The sequence below is a fragment of the Pseudomonas sp. NFPP12 genome, from assembly GCF_900103205.1.
Lineage (GTDB): Bacteria > Pseudomonadota > Gammaproteobacteria > Pseudomonadales > Pseudomonadaceae > Aquipseudomonas > Aquipseudomonas protegens.
The window spans coordinates 711819-735122 of the sequence record NZ_FMWW01000003.1; the positions used below are offsets into that span (position 1 = coordinate 711819).

Genomic DNA, 23304 nt, shown 5'->3' on the forward strand with positions numbered 1-23304 from the left:
TAGACAAAGCCTGACGAACTTGCGTGAGGGATTTGTTCATTACCGCTATAATCGCCGCCTTTTCATCGGGCTATACGATTTCAGACATGAGCCAATCCAGCGACCTGATTCAATCAGCACAACGCACCATCCGCCTCGAACTACAGGCAGTAGAAGGCTTGCTGCCCCATATCGACGCAGATTTCGTACGCGCTTGCGAGATGATTCTGGCCAGCAAAGGCCGCGTAGTGGTGGTCGGCATGGGCAAGTCCGGGCACGTCGGCAACAAGATTGCCGCTACCCTGGCCAGCACCGGGACCACGGCCTTCTTCGTCCATCCTGCCGAAGCCAGCCATGGCGACATGGGCATGATTACCCGCGATGACGTGATCCTGGCCCTCTCCAACTCCGGCTCCACCAACGAAATCGTCACCCTGCTGCCCCTGATCAAGCGTCTGGGCATCCAGTTGATCAGCCTCACCGGCAACCCCGAGTCGCCGCTGGCCAAGGCGGCTGACGTCAACCTCAACGTCCACGTCGAGCACGAAGCCTGCCCGCTGAACCTGGCACCGACCTCCTCGACCACCGCCGCCCTGGTCATGGGCGACGCCCTGGCCGTGGCGCTGCTGGAAGCCCGCGGCTTCACTGCCGAGGACTTTGCCTTCTCCCACCCGGGTGGCGCCCTGGGCCGTCGCCTGCTGCTCAAGGTGGAGAACGTCATGCACGAAGGCAGCGATCTGCCCCAGGTGCAACGCGGCACCCTGCTCAAGGATGCGCTCATGGAAATGACCCGCAAGGGCCTGGGCATGACCGTGATCCTGGAGGCCGACGGCCGCCTGGCCGGGATCTTCACCGACGGCGACCTGCGTCGCACCCTGGATCGGGCCATCGATATACACCATGCCACCATCGATTCGGTGATGACCCCTCATGGCAAGACCGCACGTGCCGACATGCTGGCCGCCGAAGCCCTGAAAATCATGGAAGACCACAAGATCAGCGCCCTGGTGGTGGTGGACAAGGAAGACCGGCCGATCGGCGCCTTGAACATGCACGACCTGCTGCGCGCGGGAGTGATGTGATGAGTGCCGACCTGCTGCAACGCGGTAAAAACATCAAGCTGGCGGTATTCGATGTCGATGGCGTGCTGACTGACGGGCGCCTGTACTTCCTCGAAGACGGCAGCGAGTTCAAGACCTTCAACACCCTGGACGGCCAGGGCATCAAGATGCTCATGGCGGCCGGCGTGCAGACGGCGATCATCAGCGGGCGCAAGACCCCGGTGGTAGAGCGCCGGGCCAAGAACCTCGGGATTCCCCACCTGTACCAGGGCCGCGAAGACAAGCTGGTGGTATTGGACGAGCTTCTTGGCCAACTGGGCCTAAGCTATGAACAGGTCGCCTATCTGGGCGACGATTTGCCCGATCTGCCGGTGATCCGCCGCGTGGGGCTGGGCATGGCGGTGGCCAATGCCGCAGCGTTTGTCCGCGAACACGCCCACGGCGTCACCCTGGCCCGCGGCGGCGAAGGTGCCGCCCGCGAGTTCTGCGAACTGATCCTGCGTGCCCAGGACCGCCTTGAAGCAGCCAATGCCGCTTACCTATAGAGCCTTCCCATGCTGAGCAAAAAGATTCGCAACATCCTGATCTTCGGGACCATCGCCCTGCTGTTCGCAGCGGTCGGTTACTGGAACATCAGCCCGGAACGCTTCCTCGACAAGCCGGTGGCCCAGGTCGACGAAAGCGCCATTGACTACTACGTGATCAACGCCCGCAGCGTGCAGTACCTGCCCGACGGCAAACTGCAGTACGAAATGACCTCGGACAAGGTCGAGCACGTCAAGGCCAGCGAAGTGACTCTGCTGACCAAGCCGGACCTGCAGATGTACCGTGGCACCACGTTCCCCTGGCATGTTCAGAGCGAACGCGGCGAGGTCAACCCGGACGGCACCGAAGTCGAGCTGATCGATTCGGTACGGGTTTCCCGCACCGACGAGCGCAACCGCAACCTGCTGATCACCACGACCCGCATGACAGTATTCCCGCAGAAGCAATATGCGCAGACCGAGCAAGCCGTTAGAATCGACGGCGCCGGCGGCGTGACTACGGCCAAGGGAATGAAAGCGTATTTGAAAGACGGCAGGATGAACCTGCTATCGAACGTAAGAGGACAGTATGAGGCTCGTTAAAACCCTCCCTATTTTGCTCAGTCTGGGCGCAGCACTGGGAAGCGTGAGCGCCTGGGCTCTGCCGAACGATAGCCAACAGCCGATCCGCATCCAGGCCGACGACGCCCAGCTGGACGACAAGAACGGCGTGGCCACCTACAAGGGCGATGTCATCATCACCCAGGGTTCGATGAAGATCACCGGCAACACCGTGACCATCACCCGGTCCAAGACCGGTGAAATCGACGTGGTGACCTCGGTGGGCAACCTCGCCTACTTCGAGCAACTGCAGAAGCAGACCGACCCGAAACCGGTCCAGGCCTACGCCGTGACCATCCAGTACCATGCCCAGCAGAACCGCATCGTGCTGATCGACAAGGCCAAGGTCATCAACGACGGCAATACCACCGAAGGCGAGAAAATCGTCTACGACACCGTCAAGCAGGTTGCCAACGCCGGTCGCGCCAATGGCAGCTCGGTGACCGCGCCGCGTCCGCGGATCGACATGGTCATCCAGCCGAAAAAGAAAACCGACGAGCAAAAGGCCCAGTAATGGCAACTCTGAAAGCTCAGCACCTGGCCAAGAGCTACAAGAGCCGCCAGGTCGTGCGTGATGTCAGCCTGTCCATCGACAGCGGTCAGATCGTCGGCCTGCTCGGCCCCAACGGCGCCGGCAAGACCACCTGCTTCTACATGATCGTCGGCCTGGTCCAGGCCGATCAGGGCCGCGTCCTGATCGACGACCTGGATGTCAGCCACCAACCGATGCACGGCCGCGCACGCGCCGGTATCGGCTACCTGCCCCAGGAAGCCTCGATCTTTCGCAAGCTGTCGGTGGCCGACAACATCATGGCCATCCTCGAGACCCGCAAGGAGCTCGACAAGGCCGGCCGTCGCCATGAACTGGAAAGCCTGCTGCAGGAATTCCACATCAACCACATCCGCGACAACCTCGGCATGAGCCTGTCCGGTGGTGAGCGGCGCCGCGTGGAAATCGCCCGGGCCCTGGCCACCGCGCCCAAGTTCATCCTGCTGGACGAACCCTTCGCCGGTGTCGACCCGATCTCGGTGGGCGATATCAAGCAGATCATCCACCACCTCAAGGCCAAGGGCATCGGGGTGCTGATCACCGACCACAACGTCCGGGAAACCCTGGACATCTGTGAGACCGCCTACATCGTCAACGACGGGCAACTGATCGCCGAAGGCGACTCCGAGACCATCCTGGCCAACGAACTGGTCAAGGAAGTCTATCTGGGCCATGAGTTCCGCCTGTAAGGGCTGATGTGTTGGGCTGGACGCCAGGGCGCCGGGAACAATAAAACCCTACAAACTTTATTGTTACAGCGCTCTAGGCAAACACTTCAGTTTCAGGCATATAATTTGCTTATGTTTGGCGCTCCGGCGCCCTGTAGTGGATGGCGCATGTGCGCCGGCAAATAAGGTGTTAAGCCCCTGCCATGAAACCATCGCTAGTCCTTAGAATGGGCCAGCAGCTGACGATGACACCGCAGCTGCAACAGGCCATCCGCCTGCTCCAATTGTCGACCCTGGACCTGCAACAGGAAATCCAGGAAGCCCTGGAGTCCAACCCGATGCTCGAGCGCCAGGAAGAAGGCGACGACTTCGACAACAGCGACCCCCTGGCCGACAACACCGAGTCCAAACCCAATACCGAGATCCAGGAGCCCTCCTACCAGGAAACCGCCCCCACGGTGGACAACCTCGAGGACGGTGAGTGGAACGAGCGCATCCCCAACGAACTGCCGGTCGACACCGCCTGGGAGGACGTCTACCAGACCAGCGCCAGCAGCCTGCCCAGCAGCGATGACGACGAGTGGGACTTCACCACCCGCACTTCGGCGGGCGAGAGCCTGCAGAGCCACCTGCTCTGGCAACTGAACCTGGCGCCGATGTCGGACACCGACCGCCTGATTGCCGTGACCCTGATCGACTGCATCAACAATCAGGGCTACCTGGACGAAACCCTCGAAGAGATCCTCGAAGCCTTCGATCCGGAACTGGACATCGAACTGGACGAGATAGAAGCCGTCCTGCACCGCATCCAGCAATTCGAACCCGCGGGCATCGGCGCCCGCAACCTGGGCGAGTGCCTGTTGCTGCAACTGCGCCAGTTGCCGGCGAAAACGCCCTGGCTGGGCGAGGCCCAGCGCCTGGTCAGTGACTACATCGACCTCCTGGGCAGCCGCGACTACAGCCAGTTGATGCGCCGCATGAAGCTCAAGGAAGATGAGCTGCGCCAGGTCATCGAGCTGGTGCAGAGCCTCAACCCCCGCCCCGGTTCACAGATCGAATCCAGTGAAGCCGAATACGTGGTCCCGGACGTCATAGTGCGCAAGGACAACGAACGCTGGCTGGTGGAACTGAACCAGGAGTCCGTGCCGCGCCTGCGGGTCAACGCCCAGTACGCCGGTTTTGTACGCCGCGCCGACACCAGCGCCGACAACACCTTCATGCGCAACCAGTTGCAGGAAGCCCGCTGGTTCATCAAGAGCCTGCAAAGCCGCAATGAAACCCTGATGAAGGTCGCCACCCAGATCGTCGAGCACCAGCGCGGCTTTCTCGAATATGGCGATGAGGCGATGAAGCCGCTGGTTCTGCACGATATCGCCGAGGCGGTGGGCATGCACGAATCGACGATTTCCCGGGTGACTACGCAGAAATTCATGCATACCCCACGGGGCATATATGAGCTGAAATACTTTTTCTCCAGCCACGTCAGCACTTCGGAAGGCGGTGAATGCTCGTCCACGGCGATCCGCGCGATCATCAAAAAATTGGTGGCCGCGGAAAATCAGAAAAAGCCGTTGAGTGACAGCAAGATCGCTGGTTTACTGGAGGCACAAGGCATTCAGGTAGCCCGTCGTACCGTCGCCAAGTACCGCGAATCCCTTGGGATCGCGCCTTCCAGCGAACGTAAGCGGTTGATGTAGCCGCAGGGCTGGCCACAGCGTTTCAGAGTGTGTTTGAAAAGGGCCCGGTGCCGTTTTCAAACGTAGTCTAGGTGGCAGGCAACCCAGCCTGCCGCGTTATGCACTGGCAACGAAGGAGAAGCTGTATGCAAGTCAACATCAGTGGACACCAACTCGAAGTGACTGAACCCCTGCGCGTCTACATCGGCGAAAAACTCGACCGGCTGGAGAGGCACTTCGACAAGATTACCAATGTGCAGGTCACCATGGCTGTCGAGAAGCTGAAGCAGAAAATCGAAGCCACCCTGCACATCCACGGTGGGGAGGTCGTTGCCAACGCAGAACATGACGATATGTATGCCGCAATCGACCTGCTCACGGACAAGCTTGACCGCCAACTGAAAAAGCATAAGGAAAAGCAACTCCACCTTCTCCAAGGCACGGGTCGCTAACACTCCCCTCCCATGATCCGACTTGAAAGCATCCTGACCCCCGGCCGTTCCCTGGTGAACGTGCCGGGCGGCAGTAAAAAACGCGCCCTCGAACAAATTGCCAACCTGATCAGCCGTGAAGTGCCTGATCTGGAGATGCAGGATGTCTTCGAGAGCCTGATTGCCCGTGAAAAACTCGGTTCCACCGGTTTTGGCAACGGCATCGCCATTCCCCACTGCCGCCTCAAAGGCTGCGAGTCGCCCATCAGTGCGCTGATGCACCTGGACGCTCCGATCGATTTTGACGCCATCGATGGCGCACCGGTCGACCTGCTGTTCGTCCTGCTGGTTCCGGAAGCCGCGACCGATGCACACCTGGAACTGCTCCGGCAGATCGCCAGCATGCTCGATCGCAAGGAAGTCCGTGACCGGCTGCGCAGCGCCACCAGCAACGAAGCCTTGTATCAGGTCGTTCTGGACGAGCAAAACGGTCAGTAATCATGCGTTTGATCATCGTCAGCGGCCGCTCCGGCTCAGGTAAAAGCACCGCCCTCGATGTTCTCGAGGACCACGGCTACTACTGCATCGACAACCTGCCAGCCGGCTTGCTGCCGGAACTGGCTGAACGTGCGTTGATCCACACCGAACTGGCGCAACCGCTGGTGGCGGTGTCCATCGATGCCCGCAACCTGCCCAGTCATCTGTCGCGCTTCCCCGAATTGCTGGAAGAAGTGCGCAGCCGGCATATCCAGTGCGACGTGCTGTACCTGGATGCCGACGAAGAGACCCTGCTCAAGCGCTTCTCCGAGACCCGTCGGCGCCACCCGCTGAGCAGCGCCAACCGCTCCCTGGCCGAAGCCATCCACGATGAAACCCAACTGCTGGGGCCGATCGTCGACCTGGCCGATCTCAAGGTCAACACCACCAACCTGAACCTTTACCAACTGCGCGACACCATCAAGCTGCGACTGTTGAACCAGCCGGAACCCGGTACCGCGTTCCTGGTGGAGTCCTTCGGCTTCAAGCGCGGCATGCCGGTAGATGCAGACCTGGTGTTCGACGTGCGCTGCCTGCCCAACCCGTATTGGAAGCCCGAGTTGCGCGCCCAATCAGGCCTGGATGCGCCCGTGGCCGAGTATCTGGCGGCGCAACCCGATGTCGAGGAAATGTTCCAGGACATCTCCAGCTACCTGCTCAAATGGCTGCCACGCTTTGCCGCCAGCAACCGCGCCTATGTGACCATCGCCATCGGCTGCACCGGCGGGCACCACCGCTCCGTGTACCTGACCGAGCGCCTGGGCCAGGTCCTGCAAAAATCCCTGAAGAACGTCCAGGTTCGCCACCGCGACCTTAGCTGAAAGGATCTACCCCGCGATGCCAGCTCTGGAAATCGAGATCATCAATAAACTGGGCCTGCATGCCCGTGCCTCGGCCAAGTTCGTCGGCGTGGCCGGGCAGTTTCCCTGCCAGATCCGCGCCGGCAGGACCCCGGACTCCATGGTCGACGGCAAAAGCATCATGGCCATGATGATGCTGGCCGCCGGCAAGGGCACCAGGATCCACCTGAAGACCGAAGGCGAGCAGGAACAGGAAGCGATGGATGCGCTGGTGGCGCTGATCAACAACTTCTTCGACGAAGGCGAGTAGGCCCGGGCGGGCCCCTCACCATACGACTCTCAGGCGAGTGCCGTATCCATGACCATCATCAGGCAGAAACCGATGCACAGGCCAAGGCTGGCAAGCTTGTCATGGCCATTGCGACGCGACTCCGGAATCACTTCATGAGTGACCACCAGCAGCATCGCCCCCGCCGCCAGGGCCAGGCCCAGGGGCAGCAATACCTGCGCCAGGCTCACCAACCAGGCGCAGAGCAAGGCAAAGACCGGCTCCACCAGACCTGAAGCCGCACCAATCAGGAATGCCTTGACCCGCGACATCCCCGCCCCCGCCAATACCAGGGCAATCACCAGGCCTTCCGGTACATCCTGCAGGGCAATGCCCATGGCCAGGCTGTCCGCATCCGGCATGCCGCCTCCGGCCGACACCCCCACCGCCATCCCTTCAGGAATGTTGTGGGCAATGATGGCGAAGACGAACAGCCAGATACGCGGGGCAATCACCGGATGCTCTGGCGTGCCCACCAGCACCTCCGGGCTGCCCCCCGAGACCTTGAGATCCACCAGGAACAGGCCAAAGGCCCCGAGCATGATGCCGGCGCAGATCAGACCGCTGGAGCCCCAGGCAGACAAGCCCAGGTCCTGGGCCGCAGCGATGCCGGGGACGATCAGCGAAAATGCCGTGGCCGCCAGCATCACTCCGGCACCAAAGCCCAGCAGGGTGTCGCTCACCGCCACCGGCATCCGCCGGATCACCAGCACCGGGACCGCCCCCAGCGCCGTGCCCAGCGCGCAGATCGAACCGCCCTGCAAGGCGCGCAGCAAGCGCGGCTCCAGGTTCAGCCAGCTCAACCCTTGAGCCACCAGCAACGCCGTGCCCGCCAACAGCAACAGCGAACCGAAGGCATAACGAAACATTCGCCCGCTGCTGATTGCCAGTGTTTCAGTGCCCATAGTCGGCCTTAGATCTTGTTTTGATGGAAAGGTATCAAGCCATCGCGGCCTGGTAGCGCTGAGCGACTTCCGGCCAGTTGATGACGTTGTAGAAGGCGTTGATGTATTCCGGGCGGCGGTTCTGGTAGCGCAGGTAGTAGGCGTGCTCCCACACATCCAGACCGAGGATCGGGGTATTGCCGTTCATCAGCGGGCTGTCCTGGTTACCGCTGCTTTCCACCACCAGTTTCTTCTCCGGTGTCACGCTGAGCCAGGCCCAGCCACTGCCAAAACGGGTGAGTGCGGCCTTGGTGAAGGCTTCCTTGAAGCTCTCGAAACCACCCAGTTGCTGCTCGATGGCTTGCCCCAGGGCGCCTTGGGGATGACCGCCACCGGCGGGTGTCATCACCGCCCAGAACAGCGAATGGTTGGCATGCCCGCCACCCTGGTTGATCACCGCAGCACGCAGTTTTTCCGGCAGTTGCTGAACGCTGGCTACCAGCTTTTCCACCTCCCACCCTGCCCATTCGGTCCCCTCGACGGCGGCGTTGAGGTTGTTGATGTAGGTCTGGTGATGCTTGGTGTAGTGGATTTCCATGGTTTGCGCATCGATGTGCGGTTCCAGGGCGTCGTAGGCGTAAGGCAGTGCAGGCAAGGTAAAGGACATATCAATGGGCTCCGTAAGAGGGGCTGTCTGGTTGCGGGCTGTCGGCTGACAGGCCCGCGACGTTGCTGTCCAGCAAACGGTGAGTGCGCGGGTATTCGCCGTGATCACCGATGAAATTCAGCAGTTCGACGTAGGTCTTGCTGCTTTGGCGCAAGGCCGCTTCCCGCAGGGCTGTGGGCAAGCGGCTGTCCTGCATGGTCTGCAGCAACCGCTGATGGATGGCGCAGAGGTATTCCGCGCTCTCCTCCGGCTGATTGAGGCGCAGGTGCAGGTCTGCCAGGTTGTGATGGGAAATCACACAGGCCGCCACCGCTTCGTCGGCATCCGACCAGCGCTCGAACAGCACCTGGGCCAGGGCCAGCGCCTGCAGGTAGAACTCGCGAGCATCCACCAGCTCGCCCTGCATAAAGAGGCGATTGGCCCTTTCGATCGTGCGTTTCCAGTGCTCCATGGTGAGCCTCCAAAGCGGTGTCGGTGGGTTACACGCCGCCGGCAGTGAGCTTTTCCGGGTCCAGCAGGACCTCCAGCTGGCTGCGTGACAGATCGGTATGTTCAAGGGCCACGTCGATCACCGGGCGCCCCTGCTTGTAGGCGGTCTTGGCGATTTCTGCAGCCTTCTGATAGCCGATGATCGGGTTCAGCGCCGTGACCAGGATCGGGTTGCGCGACAGCGCTTCCTTGAGCTTGGGTTCGTTGACCTTGAAGCTGGCGATGGCCTTGTCCGCCAGCAGGCGGCTGGAGTTGGCCAGCAACTCGATGCTGCTCAGCAGGTTCTGGGCAATGATCGGCAGCATCACGTTGAGCTCGAAGTTGCCCGATTGCCCGGCCACAGTGATGGTGCTGTCGTTGCCGATGACCTGGGCGGCGACCATCGCGGTGGCTTCAGGAATCACCGGGTTGACCTTGCCGGGCATGATCGACGAACCGGGCTGCAAACCTTCCAGCTCGATCTCGCCGAGCCCGGCCAGCGGGCCGGAGTTCATCCAGCGCAAGTCGTTGGCGATCTTCATCAACGACACCGCGGTAGCCTTGAGCTGGCCGGATACCGTCACCGCAGTGTCCTGGGAGCCGATCAGGGCGAAGAGGTTCTTGCCCGGGGTGAATTGCACCTGGGTCAGCTTGCTCAACTGCTGGCTGAAACGCGCAGCGAACTCGGGATGCGCATTGATTCCGGTACCCACAGCGGTACCGCCCTGAGCCAGGGATTGCAGGCTCGGCAGCAGATTCTGCAGGTGGCTGATATTGGCCTTGAGTTGCTGCGCCCAGCCCTCCAGCACCTGACTCATGCGCACCGGCATCGCGTCCATCAGGTGAGTGCGGCCGGTCTTGATGAAGGGGTGCACCTGTACCGCCTTGCGCTCGATGACCTCCACCAGATGCACCAGGGCCGGCAGCAGTTGCTCATGCAGGGTCAGCGCGGCGCTGACATGAATGGTGGTAGGGATGATGTCGTTGCTGCTCTGGCCGCAGTTGACATGGTCATTGGGGTTGACCGGTTCACCCAGCAGGCGGCTGGCCAGGGTTGCCAGTACTTCATTGGCGTTCATGTTGGAACTGGTGCCAGAGCCGGTCTGGAAAATGTCCACCGGGAAGTGCGGCATGAAATCACCTTCCAGCAGACCCTGGGCGGCATCGACAATGGCCTTGCCCTGGGCTTCGCTGATCTGCCCCAGTTCGACGTTGGCCTTGGCCGCAGCTGCCTTGGCCAGGATCAGCGCACGGATGAAGGCTGCCGGCATGCGTTGGCCACTGATGGGAAAGTTGTCCACCGCACGCTGGGTCTGGGCGCCGTACAGGGCCAGTTCCGGTACCTGCAGTTCGCCCATGCTGTCGCGTTCGATACGGGTATTACTCATCGGGAAATCCTTGCACCAGTTCTATCAGGGGAATGGAAGGCAGCAGCGAGCAGGTCGCCAACTGCCAGGCGTGGCTCTGCCAGCGCTTGAGCCGGCAATTGCACAAAGACAACCGCTCCATGTCGCGCAACGGCCGCCAGGCCTGGTCCAGGCACTGGCTGCGCCAATGCCAGGGCAGCGCTGTATCGGTTGCGGTATCGATCAATAAACGGAAGGAAGTTTCAGCGACGGTCCAGGCCGACATCGCGGTACAGCAGGCCAGGTAGCGGCCTTCGGCGAGGTAATGCTCGATCAGACGGGGCTCGTCCGGTTCCAGTGCGCAACGGATCTGGCGGCTCATCCAGCGCCAGCTTTCGAGGTAAGGCTGCTCGTGCAAGGCAGAACTCATGACCTGGGCTCATCGAATAATGATTTTCATTATTAAATGATATTGAGAATCAAATCAATCTGGCTTGTATGATTTTTGTCCAACTCTTATAGGGCCCGCCTTACCGGCGAATGAGCCCTTGAGCCTGGTGCCGGATGTCAGGACGCTTTCGCTGGCAAGCCAGCTCCTACAAAAATGGCGGGCATAAAAAACGCGCCACCTCGGGGAGGTGGCGCGTTGGGGTTGAAGCTGGGCGCGGTCAGCTGCCGGCGACGGTCATGCGTTCGATCAGCACCGAGCCGGTGCGGATGTTGCTACGCAGCTCCAGGTCGTTACCCACTGCGAGGATCTGCTTGAACATGTCCCGCAGGTTGCCGGCAATGGTCACTTCCTGCACCGCGAACTGAATCTCGCCGTTCTCGACCCAGAAACCCGCCGCACCGCGGGAGTAGTCCCCGGTGACCATGTTCAGGCCATGGCCCATCAGCTCGGTCACCAGCAGGCCACGGCCCATGCGCCGCAGCAGCGCGGCCTGGTCTTCGTCGCCATGGGTGACGAACAGGTTGTGCACGCCACCGGCGTTGGCGGTGCTCGGCATGCCCAGCTTGCGTCCGGAATAGGTGCCCAGTACATAGGACACCAGCTCACCGTCCTGGATGAACGGCTTGGCGTAGGTGGCCAGGCCATCGCCGTCGAAAGCCGAACTGCCCATGGCGCGCATCAGGTGCGGGCGCTCATCGATGGTCATCCACTGCGGAAACAGTTGTTGACCCAGGGCGCCTTCGAGGAAGGACGACTTGCGGTACAGGTTGCCACCGGAAATCGCCCCGAGAAAACTGCCGAACAGGCCACCGGCCAGTTCTGCGGAAAACAGCACCGGCACCTCACAGGTCGGCACTGGACGGGCACCTAGCCGGCTGGCGGCGCGCTGGGCGGCACGCTGGCCAATGCTCACCGGGTCGGCCAGCAACTGGCCCTGGCGATTGACGTCGTACCAGTAGTCGCGCTGCATCTGGCCATCCGCCTCGGCAATCATCACGCAGCTCAGGCTGTGGCGGGTGGACGCATAACCACCAATGAAGCCGTGGCTGTTGCCATACACCCGACAGCCCTGGTGGGTGCTGAGGGTGGTGCCGTCGGCATTCTTGATCCGGCTGTCGGCAGCAAAGGCCGCAGCCTCACAGGTCAGAGCCTGCTCGATGGCTTGTTCGGGGGTGATGTCCCAGGCGTGGAACAGATCGAAGTCCTGCAGGTCCTTGGCCATCAAGGCCGCGTCGGCAAGGCCCGAGGCTTCGTCTTCGGAGGTGTGCTTGGCAATCGCCAGAGCCGCCGCCACGGTTTCGCGAATGGCTTCGGGGCCGCTGGCAGACGTACTGGCCGAACCCTTGCGCTGGCCCAGGTAGAGGGTGATGCCAAAGCCCTGGTCGCGGTTGAACTCGACGGTTTCCACTTCCCGCTGGCGCACCGAAGTCGACAGCCCCTGCTCCAGGGACACCGCCACTTCACAGGCGCTGGCCCCCTGGCGCTTGGCCTCGGCGATGATCTGCTCGACTTGCTCCTGCAGGGCCGGCAAAGCCTGTGGGCCGACGCTTTGTGCTGCACTCATGCTGTTCTCCACTCAAATTCTGCTTTCGATTAAGGCCGGCGAGCGACCGGGCCGGACAAGCGGCCCTCGACTGGTTATCATGGCGGCGTTTCTTTGCGGACTGCCACCATGGTTGATTCTTACGACGACTCCCTCGATGGGGAGAAAAGCAAATCCCAGGTCAAACGCGAGCTGCATGCTCTGGTTGATCTCGGCGAGCGCCTTACCACCCTCAAGCCCGACTTGCTGAACAAACTGCCCCTGACCGACGCCTTGCGCCGGGCCCTGGCGGATGCACCCAAGCACGTCGCCCATATCGCCCGAAAGCGCCACCTGCAGTTCATCGGCAAGCTGATGCGGGACCAGGACACCGACGCGATTCTGCAACTGCTTGACCAACTCGATGCCTCCACCCGGCAGTACAACGAACGCTTCCATAACCTGGAGCGTTGGCGCGACCGCCTGATCGGCGGCGGCGATGACGTGCTGGAAAAGTTCGTCGGCGAATACCCGGACGCCGATCGCCAGCAACTGCGCTCCCTGATCCGTCAGGCCCAGCATGAGCTGGCGCATAACAAGGCACCGGCCTCAAGCCGTAAAATTTTCAAGTACATCCGCGAGCTGGACGAGACTCAACGCGGTCTGCGCTGAGCCTTGCCACGGGTGAGCTGCCCTGCAGCTCACCCGACGCCCTCCCTCCTTATGCCCCAGTGCCACCCACGGTGATCGCATCGATCTTCAGGGTCGGCTGGCCGACGCCCACTGGCACCGATTGCCCATCCTTGCCGCAGGTGCCGACGCCACTGTCCAGGGACAGGTCATTACCCACCATCGATACCCGGCTCATGGCTTCCGGACCGTTGCCGATCAAGGTCGCGCCCTTGACCGGGGCGGTGATCTTGCCGTCCTCGATCAGGTAGGCCTCACTGGTGGAGAACACGAACTTGCCGCTGGTGATATCCACCTGGCCGCCACCGAGGTTGGCGCAATAGATGCCCCTCTTCACCGAAGCGATGATTTCCGCCGGATCGCTTTCGCCACCCAGCATGTAGGTGTTGGTCATGCGCGGCATCGGCAGGTGCGCATAAGACTCGCGGCGACCGTTGCCGGTGCGGGCCACGCCCATCAGCCGGGCATTGAGCTTGTCCTGCATGTAACCCTTGAGCACGCCGTTCTCGATCAGCGTGGTGCATTCGGTGGGGGTGCCTTCGTCGTCCACGCTCAGGGAACCACGGCGCCCGGCCAGGGTGCCGTCGTCGACGATGGTGCAGAGCTTGGAAGCCACCATTTCGCCCATGCGACCGCTGTAGGCCGAACTGCCCTTGCGGTTGAAGTCGCCCTCCAGGCCGTGGCCCACGGCTTCGTGCAGCAGCACTCCGGACCAGCCGGAGCCCAGCACCACCGGCAGGGTTCCGGCCGGCGCCGGAATCGCTTCCAGATTGACCAGCGCCTGGCGCAGGGCTTCACGGGCATAGCCCATGGCCCGATCTTCGCTGAGGAAATAGCGGTAGTCGGTACGCCCGCCGCCGCCATGGCCACCGCGCTCGCGGCGACCGTTCTGCTCGACGATGACGCTGACGTTGAAACGCACCAGCGGCCGCACATCCGCCGCCAGGCCGCCATCGGTAGAGGCCACCAGGATCCGCTCCCAGACCCCGGCCATGCTCACGCTGACCTGCTGGATGCGCGGATCCAGGGCGCGGGTTGCGGCGTCAACGCGCTTGAGCAGCTCGACCTTCTCGGCCCGGCTGATGACTTCCAGGGGGTTGTCCGGCGCATACAGCTGCGCCACATCCTGGGTCGAAAACGCCTGCACGGTGCCGTTTTGCCCCGCCCGGGAAATCGAGCGCGCCGCCCGGGCGGCGAGGCCCAGGGCCTCCAGGGTGATGGCATTGCTGTAGGCGAAGCCGGTCTTCTCACCGGATTGCGCACGCACCCCAACCCCCTGGTCGAGGTTGAAACTGCCTTCCTTGACGATTCCGTCTTCCAGGGACCAGGACTCGGAAATCTGCCCCTGGAAATACAGATCGGCGGCATCGATGCCCGGGCCGGCCAGATCCCCCAGCACGCCTTGCAAGCTTTCGATGGTCACGCCGCCCGGGGCTAGTAGATGTTCACTGACAGAGGACAACAACCCGCTCATATGTTTTGGCCTTAAATTCGTCGTACTTATGCAAGCCGTTGCACGCCTTGCGAGAAAATGCGCCGGTGACTGAACACCGGCATCCGCGCCCGGATGGACGCCTGTTCACTGCTGTCGCGCTCGGCCAGCAGCACGCCTTGACCTTGATCCTGTTGCGCCACTATCCGCCCCCAGGGGTCGACGATCGCGGCATGGCCGTAGGTTTCCCGTGGGCCGGGATGCACGCCGCCCTGGGCCGCCGCCAGCACATAGCACTGGGTCTCGATGGCACGGGCGCGAATCAGCACCTCCCAATGGGCCGCACCGGTGACCGCGGTAAACGCCGAAGGCGCGGTGATCAACTCGGCGCCAGCGGCGCGCAACTCGCTGTACAGCTCGGGAAAGCGCAGGTCATAACAGACTGTAAGGCCGACCCTCCCGACCGGCGTATCCGCCACCACCACCCGGTCTCCATGAGCATAGTCATCGGATTCACGGTAGCGCCCGCGATTGTCCGCCACATCGACGTCGAACAGGTGCAGCTTGTCGTAGCGCGCCACGAACTGCCCCTGGTCATCCACCAGCAACGAACAGGCATTGGACTTGGCCTCGGGCTGATCGACGGGGGGCAACGGCAAGGTGCCGGCCACTATCCATAACCTGAGGTCGCGGGCGGCCTGTTTCAACCATGGCAGGATCGGACCTTCGCCCAGCGCTTCGGCGCGACCGATGGCCGCCATGTCGCGGCGCCCCATGGCGGCGAAGTTTTCCGGCAGGACGGCCAGCTTTGCACCGCCGGCAGCAGCCTGTTCGAGCAGGCTCCGAGCCTGCTGCAGATTGGCCAGGACATCGCTCTGGCTGACCATTTGAATCACCGCAAGAGACATGGCGAACTCCTTGTAGGGTAGGCCGCCATGCTACTCCATAGGCGCGAATCGAGGATTCTCAAAACGGTTTGTCGAAGGTGATTTTCGGCTCTTTCCATGGGCCTTTGACGTTGTATTTGACGCTGGCGAAGCGCGCCACGCGGTCACCGATCAGCTTGTCGATCAGGAACAACGCCCCGCCCACCGCCGGCGCACCGACAATCAGCGCGGCAATCGGCAGGTTATTGGTCACCGGCAGGGTCACCAGCAGCTTGGCGTCGACCTGGTCGGCCACCATGTCCAGGGTGCCATTGAGCTCCAGGTTGCTCGACGGCCCGGTCAGGGTGATCGGCTCGCGAGTGACGTAAACGCCATTGCTCGCCGCCAGCACGCCCCGGACCCGGTCATAGCTCAGGCCCTTGCCGAACAGGTCGGAGAAGTCCAGGCGCAGGCGGCGACCGATGGAGTTGAAGTTGAGCAGGCCGAACACCCGCAAGGCCTGGGCCCCGCCCTCGACTTCGACGAACTGGCCCTTGCGCAGGGTAGCGTCCAGGCTGCCGGAGAAGCGCTTCAAGCCCACCCAGGCCGGCGAGCCCGGCCAGCGGCCATCGACGTCCAGGTGAAAATCTTCACTGGTCACGGTCGGGGCGAAGCCCCAGCCCTTGAGCACGTCCGCCAGGTTCTTGCCGCCAATGCGGCCCCGGTACCAACTGTTGCTGGCACCGGCCTGGCCTTCCCAGCCGCCCTCGCCCTGCAACTGCATGCCCTTGAGGCCCAGGTCCAGGCCATTGAAGACCATGCCCCTGGACGTCGGCCGCACCTTGAGCGCCCAGCGGCCGATCAGGTCCTGGCCCTGGAACAGCTGGGCAATGGAAATATCCAGGGGCGGAACGCTCTTGGGATCTACCGAGGCCAGGGGGTCGGGCGCATTTTCATCGGCCTGCGCTGCCGGATCGGCAGCCGGCAGGCGCACGTACGCCATGTCGATGGCCATCGGCGCCGCCTTGGCATCGGGAATCCCGACCTTGCCTTTGGCCTGCTGGCTGTCGATCTGCAACTCCCAGGCAGCGGGCTTGCGCGCCAGCAACAGGTTGACCTGGTCCAGGGTGGTGCCGAAGGCACTGAGCTTGCCGACCTTGAAGTCCGCACTGCTGAGCAACTGTTTGGCGCTGCCTCCCGGGTCCTGCCCGGCGTAGCGATCCACCAGGGCTTTCCAGGGTTCCACATCCAGCTCGGAGAGAATCCCTCGTATCCGCAGCCCTTTACCCGGCGGCAGCAAGGCCGCGCCATCACCGAGGAACAGCTCGCCTCGCCCCTCGGCGAGCTTGCCGCTGGGCGCCGCAAAGGTGAAGTCGGCCAGTTCGCCGTAGTTGAACCAGTAGCGCCGCTCGGCCCCTTGCAGAGTCATGCGAAATACACTGTTGCGCCCGGTGCTGGCCGCCATGCCGAACGGCGCCGGCAGGTCCACCGCTACGCCCTTGAGACTGGAACTGACCATCAGCTGGCTGTCGGCTCCGTCCAGGTTCAGTTGCAACTGGTAGGGCACCTCGCCGGACACCGGCAACGGCTGGCCGACTTGCAACCAGTCGGTAAGTTTCTTGACCGCAACCTGGCCCTTGGCAACCACTCGAGTGTTGGGTTTGCCCGGCTTGCCATCGGCGAAGATCTGCGCCGTGACCGGCCGCTCGAACGCCTGGGCACTGATGCCCTCGCCACTCAGGCCCTTGGCACTATCGAAGCGGAAATCACCCTTGAGCTGGGTCAGTTCCAGCTCAGGCTCACTGAGCTTGAGGCGCGCCTTGTCGGTCTTGAACGCCACCACGATCTTCGGCTCCTGGCCCTTGACCAGGGGAATATCCAGATCCAGCTTGCCTTGCAGATCGCCCTCGCCATGCCAGCCGGCAAAGGTCGAGCCGGTGCCGATCGGCGCTTCCTGGAGAATTTTCACGCCATCGCCCAGGCCACCGGCAAAGGCGCCATCGATGTACATGTGGCTTTCCTGCCCGCTGGCAGCATGGGGAATGTTGACGAAGACATCCCGCACCTTGGTGTCCAGCAACTGGCCTTTGCTGGCGACGATGCGCACGCCGCTGTCTTCGATGAACACATCGCCGCTGACCTTGGTCAGGTGCGGCCAGCCCGGCTGGAACGCCAGCTCGGTGTCATGCACCTTGAAGAACAGGCTGATGCTGCGGGCGGCCTCGACGGCGTCATGGTTGAGCGAACCCTGGTACTGGAAGAAGCCCTGGTCCACGGCGCCCTTGAGGATCGCCGTGCGCAGCCATTCATCCACACCGGCGTTGAGCACCTGGGGCAGGTACTTGGCGGTGTAGCGCCCATCGCCGTCCACCAGGCCGACTCGCAGGTCCATGTAGTCTTCCTGGCTGTGGTCGAAATGCAGGCGGATCAGGAAGTCGCCGGCGATCTTGCCCTCTTCGCCCAGCACCTTCAGGTAGGGGGCAATCAGGGTGAAGCCTTCCTTGTCGAGCTTCCAGGTCAGGGTGGCGTTGGCCTGGATGTACTGCCAGGGCTTGGCGAAGATCGGGTACAGGTGCAGGGAGAAATCCTTGCTGTCCATGCGCAGCTCGCCCTTGCCCAGGTCACCGCTGATGCTACCGCTGACATTTCGTGCTGCCGGAGCACCGTGATAGGCATCGAAGCCAACCCGGTCGAGGTTGGCAGCGAAGCTCAGGCGCTGGTCGCCACTGTTCTGGGGACGATAGTCGAGCAGCACGTTGCGCAGGCCACCAGTGACTTTCAGTCGGTCGATGGCCGTGGCCAGGCCTTCCGGCAAGGGGGCCAGGGCATCGAGGATCGGGGTGATCGGCTTCAGGTCCAAGCGGTCGGCCTGCACATGCCAGAGTTCTTCCTGCTGCTCGGTCGCGTTGCGCTGCTGCACCTGCACACGGGATTCCCAGCGGGTCTCGCCGAGGTTCAGCGCCAGGGAGTCAAGCTGCACCTGCAGGCCCTGTTCGTCACGCTGGAAGTAGGCATTCAATGCCAGGTTGCTCAGGGACACCGGCGTGCGCTCGGCATAGGCCCCGGTGAATTGCGGGGCATTCAAGCGCAGCGTGGCGTTTTGCACCCCACCCTTGGCCCACTTCAGCCACAGCTCGCCACCCGCTTTGAGCTCGGAGAGCTTCCACTCCCGGGTCAGCCGGGCCGGCACCCAACGTGACCAGTCGCTTTGCGGCAGGCTCAGGTACAAGTCGGCCTGGGCATCGCGCCAGGCCTCGGCCCGCATCCGGGTCCGCAGGTTCATTGCCAGGGGCTGGCCGTCCGGCAGCGTCAGGCGCAGGTCCAGGCGCTGGCGGCTGGTACCGCTGCGCAGGTTGAGCCCGACGTAGGTCAGGGCCACGGGCTGGCGGTCCAGAGGCTGCAAGGTGACCTGGCTGTCCAGCAGCGACAGCTCGGCAACCTGTTGCAGGCGGCCCAGCAACTGCTGGGGGTCCATCGGCTGGTCCTGTTGCACCGGCAGGCCTTCAAGCTGCCACTGGCCGTCCGCGCCCTCTTTCAGGCTCAGGCTCAGGCCGCTGAGCTCCAGGCGGCCGATCCGCAGGTCACGGGCCAGCAGGCTGCCGAGCATATCCGGCGCCACGCTCACCTGATCCAGGCGCAGCGCATTGGCGCCCTCGCCCACCTGCACGTCGTGGGCCAGCAGGATCGGCGACAAGCCGCTCCAGCGCCCCTCCAGGCTACCGATATGCACCGGCAAGCCCACGGCCTGCTGCACCTTGGCCTCTACCTCGGGCTGGTACTCGGCCACCAGCGGGGTCAGTTCCCGGCCCAGACTGACATACAAGGCAGTCGCCACCAGCGCCAGCGCACAGAAGCCAAGCCCCCAGCGAATCAGCGTGGTGAACAGGCGCATCAGCCGCTCCATTTCAGTTGGCTCCCAGGGTAAAAGTCATGCAAAAAGCTGAAGCCAGCCATTTCCACGGATGTAGAACACGCGGAATCAGAGCAGCACCACGTCGTATTGTTCCTGGGAATACATGGTTTCGACCTGGAACCTGATGGTCCGGCCGATAAAACCCTCCAGCTCCGCCACGTTGCCCGACTCTTCGTCCAGCAGCCGGTCGACCACCTTCTGATTGGCCAGCACCCGATACCCTTCTGCCTGATAAGCCCGGGCCTCGCGGAGGATTTCTCGGAATATTTCGTAACAGACGGTTTCCGGGGTTTTCAACTTGCCCCGCCCCTGGCAACTGCTGCAAGGCTCGCACAGCACTTGCTCCAGGCTTTCGCGGGTGCGCTTGCGAGTCATCTGCACCAGGCCCAGCTCGGTGATGCCGATGATGTTGGTCTTGGCGTGGTCACGCTCCAGCTGCTTTTCCAGGGTGCGCAATACCTGGCGCTGGTGCTCTTCATCTTCCATGTCGATGAAGTCGATGATGATGATCCCGCCCAGGTTGCGCAGGCGCAGTTGCCGGGCAATGGCGGTGGCCGCCTCGAGGTTGGTCTTGAAGATGGTTTCCTCAAGGTTGCGATGACCGACGAAGGCCCCGGTATTGACGTCGATGGTGGTCATGGCTTCCGCCGGGTCTACCACCAGGTAGCCTCCGGACTTGAGCGGCACCTTGCGCTCCAGGGCTTTCTGGATTTCGTCCTCGACGCCGTACAGGTCGAAGATCGGCCGCTCGCCGGGGTAGTGCTCCAGGCGGTCGGCGATTTCCGGCATCAGTTCGGCCACGAACACCGTGGTCTTCTGGAAGGTTTCCCGGGAGTCGATGCGGATCTTCTCGATCTTCGGGCTCACCAGGTCGCGCAGGGTGCGCAGCGCCAGGCCCAGGTCCTCGTAGATCACATTGGGCGCGCCAATGGTCTTGATCTGCGCACCGATCTGGTCCCAGAGCCGGCGCAGGTAACGGATGTCCATCATGATCTCATCGGCCCCGGCGCCTTCGGCGGCGGTGCGCAGGATAAAACCACCGGCCTCCTTGATGCCTTCCTGGGCCACGCAATCACTGACGACCTGCTTCAGGCGCTCACGCTCGGCTTCGTCCTCGATCTTCAGCGAGATACCGACATGGGCGGTACGCGGCATGTACACCAGATAGCGGGAAGGGATCGACAACTGAGTGGTCAGGCGCGCGCCCTTGGAACCGATGGGGTCCTTGGTGACTTGCACCACCAGGCTCTGCCCTTCGTGCACCAGAGCGCTGATGCTCTCTACCGCCGTGCCTTCGCGGGTGGAAATTTCCGAGGCGTGGATAAACGCCGCCCGGTCCAGGCCGATGTCGACGAAGGCCGCCTGCATGCCCGGCAAGACCCGCACCACCTTGCCCTTGTAGATGTTGCCGACGATCCCCCGGCGCTGGGTGCGCTCGACGTGAACCTCTTGCAGCACTCCGTTTTCGACCACCGCCACGCGTGATTCCATCGGCGTGATGTTGATCAGAATCTCTTCACTCATGGCAGTGTCTCGTTCAGGCGTGTTCATAGAGGGCCGCAGCAATCGGGTACGGCGCTTTAGCGCACTGGAAGGTTTTGCCAACAGGGTATGCCGAAATGCCCGAGCAGTTCTGCGGTTTCGCACACCGGCAAGCCGACCACCGCGGAATAACTGCCATTGAGGCCGGCGACAAACACCGCTGCCAGTCCCTGGATAGCATAGCCACCGGCTTTGTCGCAGGGCTCGCCGCTGGCCCAGTAGAGCGCGGCCTCTGCAGGCGAGATCGGGCGAAAACGTACCAGGCTGCGCACCACTCGCGACTCGCAGCGTTCACCGTCAAGCAGGGCAATGGCGGTGAACACTTCATGCTCACGCCCCGAAAGCGCCATGAGCATCTGCAACGCATCAGCCTGATCCAGCGGTTTGCCGAGAATCCGCCCATCGAGCACCACCGCGGTGTCGGCCCCCAGCACACAGGCCGGGGCCTGGGATTCACTGCTGGTGATCAGCCCGCGCCCCGCCGCAGCCTTGCCTCGGGCCAGGCGCTCGACGTAGGCGGCAGGTGACTCATCGGCTAGCGGGGTTTCATCGATGTCCGCACTGATGGCGGTGAACGGCACGCCGATCTGCGTCAGCAACTCACGCCGACGAGGCGAACCGGAAGCGAGGTAAAGCGGATTCATCAAGACATCTCCCTGTCGAGGTGCGGGCCAATGCCTGACCGAATTAATTGATTTTGAAACGTCGACGCAAGCCGCGCAGGCCGAAGCTGACCCAGGGCCACAACAAGGCACTGACCAGGGCCGGCAGCACCAGGGCCAGGGTCGGCTGGCGGTTGCCGGTCAGGGCGCTGAGCCAGAGTTGCACCAACTGCGCCAGGCCGAAGATCACCAGGATCACCAGGCTCTGCTGCCACATCGGGAACATCCGCAGGCGCTGTTGCAGAGACAGTACAAGGAAGGTGATCAGCGTCAGGATCAGGGCATTCTGCCCCAGCAGGGTGCCGTAGAGCACATCCTCTGCCAGCCCCAGGCACCAGGCAGTGACCATGCCGACCTTGTGCGGCAGGGCCAGGGCCCAGAACGCCAGCAACAGCGCCAGCCACAGCGGACGCAGGATCTCCATGAACTGCGGCAAGGGCGAGACGCTCAGCAGCAGCCCGATAAGGAAGGTCAACCAGACGATCCAGCCATTTCGCGAATAGGTGCTACCCGCCATTATTCTCTTCCTCCGGTGGTAGCCGGTGCTGCTGCCGGTGGTTTGGCAGCGGCCGGTTTCACCACAGGTTTATGGACCGGCTTGGCCGGAGCGTGAGCCGCGGGTTTGGCCGGGGTCGCCGGCGCAGCAGGAGTCGCAGTGGCGGGCGCAGCCCCGGCGTTTGCCGCCGCGGCCGGCTTGGGCACGGTGGCCGGGACCACTGGCGCGGCGCTGGCGCCCTGCTGGTCCTGGGCTTCCTGGGCCTGGGCGGCATCGTTGGCACGCTCTTCGGCGGTACGCGGATCGCTGAATACCAGCAGCAGGTAGCGGCTGCGATTCAGCGCAGCGGTGGGTACCGCCCGCACAATGGCGAACGGCTGGCCGGAGTCGTGGATCACTTCCTTGACCGTGGCCACCGGGTAGCCGGCGGGGAAACGCTGGCCCAGACCGGAGCTGACCAACAGATCGCCTTCCTTTATATCCGCGGTGTCGGCCACATGGCGCAACTCCAGGCGCTCCGGATTGCCGGTGCCGCTGGCGATGGCGCGCAGGCCGTTGCGGTTGACCTGCACCGGAATGCTGTGGGTGGTGTCAGTGAGCAGCAGTACGCGGGAGGTGTAGGGCATCAACTCCACCACCTGGCCCATCAGGCCACGGGCATCTAGCACCGGCTGGCCGAGGAACACGCCATCGCGCTCACCCTTGTTGATGATGATGCGGTGGGTAAAGGGGTTCGGGTCCATGCCGATCAACTCGGCCACTTCAACCTTCTCGTTGACCAGTGCCGAGGAATTGAGCAACTCGCGCAGGCGCACGTTCTGCTCGGTGAGGGCCGCGAGCTTTTGCATGCGCCCCTGCAGCAGCAGGTTTTCGGTCTTGAGTTTTTCGTTTTCAGCGACCAGCTCGGTACGGCTGCCGAACTGACTGGCCACGCCTTGCCATAGCCGCTGCGGCAGGTCGGTGATCCAGTAGGACTGCATCAACACCAGCGACATTTGGCTACGCACTGGCTTGAGCAGTGTGAAGCGGGCATCGACCACCATCAGTGCGACCGAGAGAACGACCAGCACCAGGAGGCGCACGCCTAATGAGGGGCCTTTGGCGAAAAGCGGTTTAATAGGCCGCTCCTCCCAGGCAAATGTTGTGTTTATTCATACGGCATCAAACCGGCCTGGATGCAGATTGACAGA

The 23304-nt window shown here is 62.8% G+C and carries 24 protein-coding genes; 11 read left to right on the forward strand and 13 right to left on the reverse strand.

The annotated features are described in order from the left end of the window. Nucleotides 1-86 precede the first annotated feature (86 nt). The 10 genes from BLS75_RS16075 (at nt 87) to BLS75_RS16120 (ending at nt 7157) form a co-directional block, all read left to right on the forward strand. Nucleotides 87-1061, forward strand: coding sequence for a KpsF/GutQ family sugar-phosphate isomerase (locus BLS75_RS16075; protein ID WP_011059274.1), 975 nt, complete (start codon nt 87-89; stop codon nt 1059-1061). Then, the gene (locus BLS75_RS16080) at nt 1061-1585 is read left to right on the forward strand and encodes a KdsC family phosphatase (protein WP_072451269.1); all 525 of its coding nucleotides are present in this window, start codon (nt 1061-1063) and stop codon (nt 1583-1585) included. Before BLS75_RS16075 ends, BLS75_RS16080 begins: the two co-directional genes overlap by 1 nt. Before the next feature lie 9 nt (nt 1586-1594). Then, entirely contained in the window at nt 1595-2167 is a 573-nt protein-coding gene (gene lptC / locus BLS75_RS16085; RefSeq protein ID WP_072451270.1) for an LPS export ABC transporter periplasmic protein LptC, read from the forward strand. Continuing rightward, nucleotides 2154-2699 carry a lipopolysaccharide transport periplasmic protein LptA gene (gene lptA, locus BLS75_RS16090; RefSeq protein ID WP_011059271.1) on the forward strand — a complete coding sequence of 182 codons (546 nt, stop codon included), beginning with the start codon at nt 2154-2156 and terminating at the stop codon, nt 2697-2699. The genes lptC and lptA overlap by 14 nt, the downstream gene beginning before the upstream one ends. Further along, the gene (gene lptB, locus BLS75_RS16095) at nt 2699-3424 is read left to right on the forward strand and encodes an LPS export ABC transporter ATP-binding protein (RefSeq protein WP_072451271.1); all 726 of its coding nucleotides are present in this window, start codon (nt 2699-2701) and stop codon (nt 3422-3424) included. The genes lptA and lptB overlap by 1 nt, the downstream gene beginning before the upstream one ends. 182 nt (nt 3425-3606) lie before the next feature. Next, nucleotides 3607-5100 (forward strand): RNA polymerase factor sigma-54, encoded by a 1494-nt coding sequence (locus tag BLS75_RS16100; RefSeq protein WP_011059269.1) that lies wholly within the window; start codon nt 3607-3609, stop codon nt 5098-5100. 125 nt (nt 5101-5225) lie between these two features. Continuing rightward, a complete protein-coding gene (gene raiA, locus BLS75_RS16105) occupies nt 5226-5531 on the forward strand; it encodes a ribosome hibernation-promoting factor, HPF/YfiA family (RefSeq protein ID WP_011059268.1) in 306 nt (101 codons plus the stop codon). 12 nt (nt 5532-5543) lie between these two features. Then, nucleotides 5544-6008, forward strand: a complete 465-nt coding sequence (gene ptsN, locus BLS75_RS16110) for a PTS IIA-like nitrogen regulatory protein PtsN (RefSeq protein ID WP_011059267.1) — start codon at nt 5544-5546, stop codon at nt 6006-6008. Nucleotides 6009-6010: 2 nt separating this feature from the next. Next, nucleotides 6011-6868, forward strand: a complete 858-nt coding sequence (gene rapZ / locus BLS75_RS16115; protein ID WP_011059266.1) for an RNase adapter RapZ — start codon at nt 6011-6013, stop codon at nt 6866-6868. A gap of 16 nt (nt 6869-6884) precedes the next feature. Then, nucleotides 6885-7157 (forward strand): HPr family phosphocarrier protein, encoded by a 273-nt coding sequence (locus tag BLS75_RS16120; protein WP_011059265.1) that lies wholly within the window; start codon nt 6885-6887, stop codon nt 7155-7157. Nucleotides 7158-7186: 29 nt separating this feature from the next. Here BLS75_RS16120 and BLS75_RS16125 read toward each other — a convergent pair whose 3' ends face one another. The 6 genes from BLS75_RS16125 to pmbA form a co-directional block, all read right to left on the reverse strand. Then, the gene (locus BLS75_RS16125; protein ID WP_011059264.1) at nt 7187-8080 is read right to left on the reverse strand and encodes a ZIP family metal transporter; all 894 of its coding nucleotides are present in this window, start codon (nt 8078-8080) and stop codon (nt 7187-7189) included. A gap of 34 nt (nt 8081-8114) precedes the next feature. Then, nucleotides 8115-8726 carry a superoxide dismutase gene (locus BLS75_RS16130; protein WP_011059263.1) on the reverse strand — a complete coding sequence of 204 codons (612 nt, stop codon included), beginning with the start codon at nt 8724-8726 and terminating at the stop codon, nt 8115-8117. A 1-nt stretch (nt 8727) separates the two neighbouring features. Then, complete coding sequence (locus BLS75_RS16135) at nt 8728-9177, reverse strand: hypothetical protein (protein ID WP_011059262.1); 450 nt, start codon at nt 9175-9177, stop codon at nt 8728-8730. A 28-nt stretch (nt 9178-9205) separates the two neighbouring features. Further along, nucleotides 9206-10582: a class II fumarate hydratase gene (locus tag BLS75_RS16140; RefSeq protein WP_072451272.1), complete on the reverse strand. Its 1377-nt coding sequence runs from the start codon at nt 10580-10582 to the stop codon at nt 9206-9208. Then, entirely contained in the window at nt 10575-10970 is a 396-nt protein-coding gene (locus BLS75_RS16145; protein ID WP_011059260.1) for a hypothetical protein, read from the reverse strand. The genes BLS75_RS16140 and BLS75_RS16145 overlap by 8 nt, the downstream gene beginning before the upstream one ends. Nucleotides 10971-11208: 238 nt before the next feature. Next, nucleotides 11209-12555: a metalloprotease PmbA gene (gene pmbA / locus BLS75_RS16150; RefSeq protein ID WP_011059259.1), complete on the reverse strand. Its 1347-nt coding sequence runs from the start codon at nt 12553-12555 to the stop codon at nt 11209-11211. 108 nt (nt 12556-12663) lie between these two features. Between pmbA and yjgA the strand changes: the two genes are divergently transcribed. Continuing rightward, on the forward strand, nt 12664-13185 hold the full coding sequence (gene yjgA, locus BLS75_RS16155; protein WP_011059258.1) for a ribosome biogenesis factor YjgA: 522 nt from the start codon (nt 12664-12666) through the stop codon (nt 13183-13185). A gap of 49 nt (nt 13186-13234) precedes the next feature. Here the strand turns inward: yjgA and tldD are convergent, their stop codons facing one another. From tldD to mreC, 7 genes are all read right to left on the reverse strand, one after another. After that, nucleotides 13235-14677, reverse strand: a complete 1443-nt coding sequence (gene tldD, locus BLS75_RS16160) for a metalloprotease TldD (protein WP_072451273.1) — start codon at nt 14675-14677, stop codon at nt 13235-13237. Between the two features lie 26 nt (nt 14678-14703). Beyond that, nucleotides 14704-15543, reverse strand: coding sequence for a carbon-nitrogen hydrolase family protein (locus BLS75_RS16165; protein ID WP_011059256.1), 840 nt, complete (start codon nt 15541-15543; stop codon nt 14704-14706). Nucleotides 15544-15601: 58 nt separating this feature from the next. Further along, nucleotides 15602-19405, reverse strand: a complete 3804-nt coding sequence (locus BLS75_RS16170; protein WP_072451274.1) for a YhdP family protein — start codon at nt 19403-19405, stop codon at nt 15602-15604. 75 nt (nt 19406-19480) lie between these two features. Further along, complete coding sequence (rng, locus tag BLS75_RS16175) at nt 19481-20938, reverse strand: ribonuclease G (protein ID WP_011059254.1); 1458 nt, start codon at nt 20936-20938, stop codon at nt 19481-19483. 56 nt (nt 20939-20994) lie between these two features. Then, entirely contained in the window at nt 20995-21600 is a 606-nt protein-coding gene (locus tag BLS75_RS16180; RefSeq protein ID WP_011059253.1) for a Maf family protein, read from the reverse strand. Between the two features lie 43 nt (nt 21601-21643). Beyond that, nucleotides 21644-22135, reverse strand: a complete 492-nt coding sequence (gene mreD, locus BLS75_RS16185; RefSeq protein WP_011059252.1) for a rod shape-determining protein MreD — start codon at nt 22133-22135, stop codon at nt 21644-21646. Beyond that, nucleotides 22135-23232, reverse strand: coding sequence for a rod shape-determining protein MreC (gene mreC / locus BLS75_RS16190; protein ID WP_072451275.1), 1098 nt, complete (start codon nt 23230-23232; stop codon nt 22135-22137). The genes mreD and mreC overlap by 1 nt, the downstream gene beginning before the upstream one ends. Nucleotides 23233-23304 lie beyond the last annotated feature (72 nt).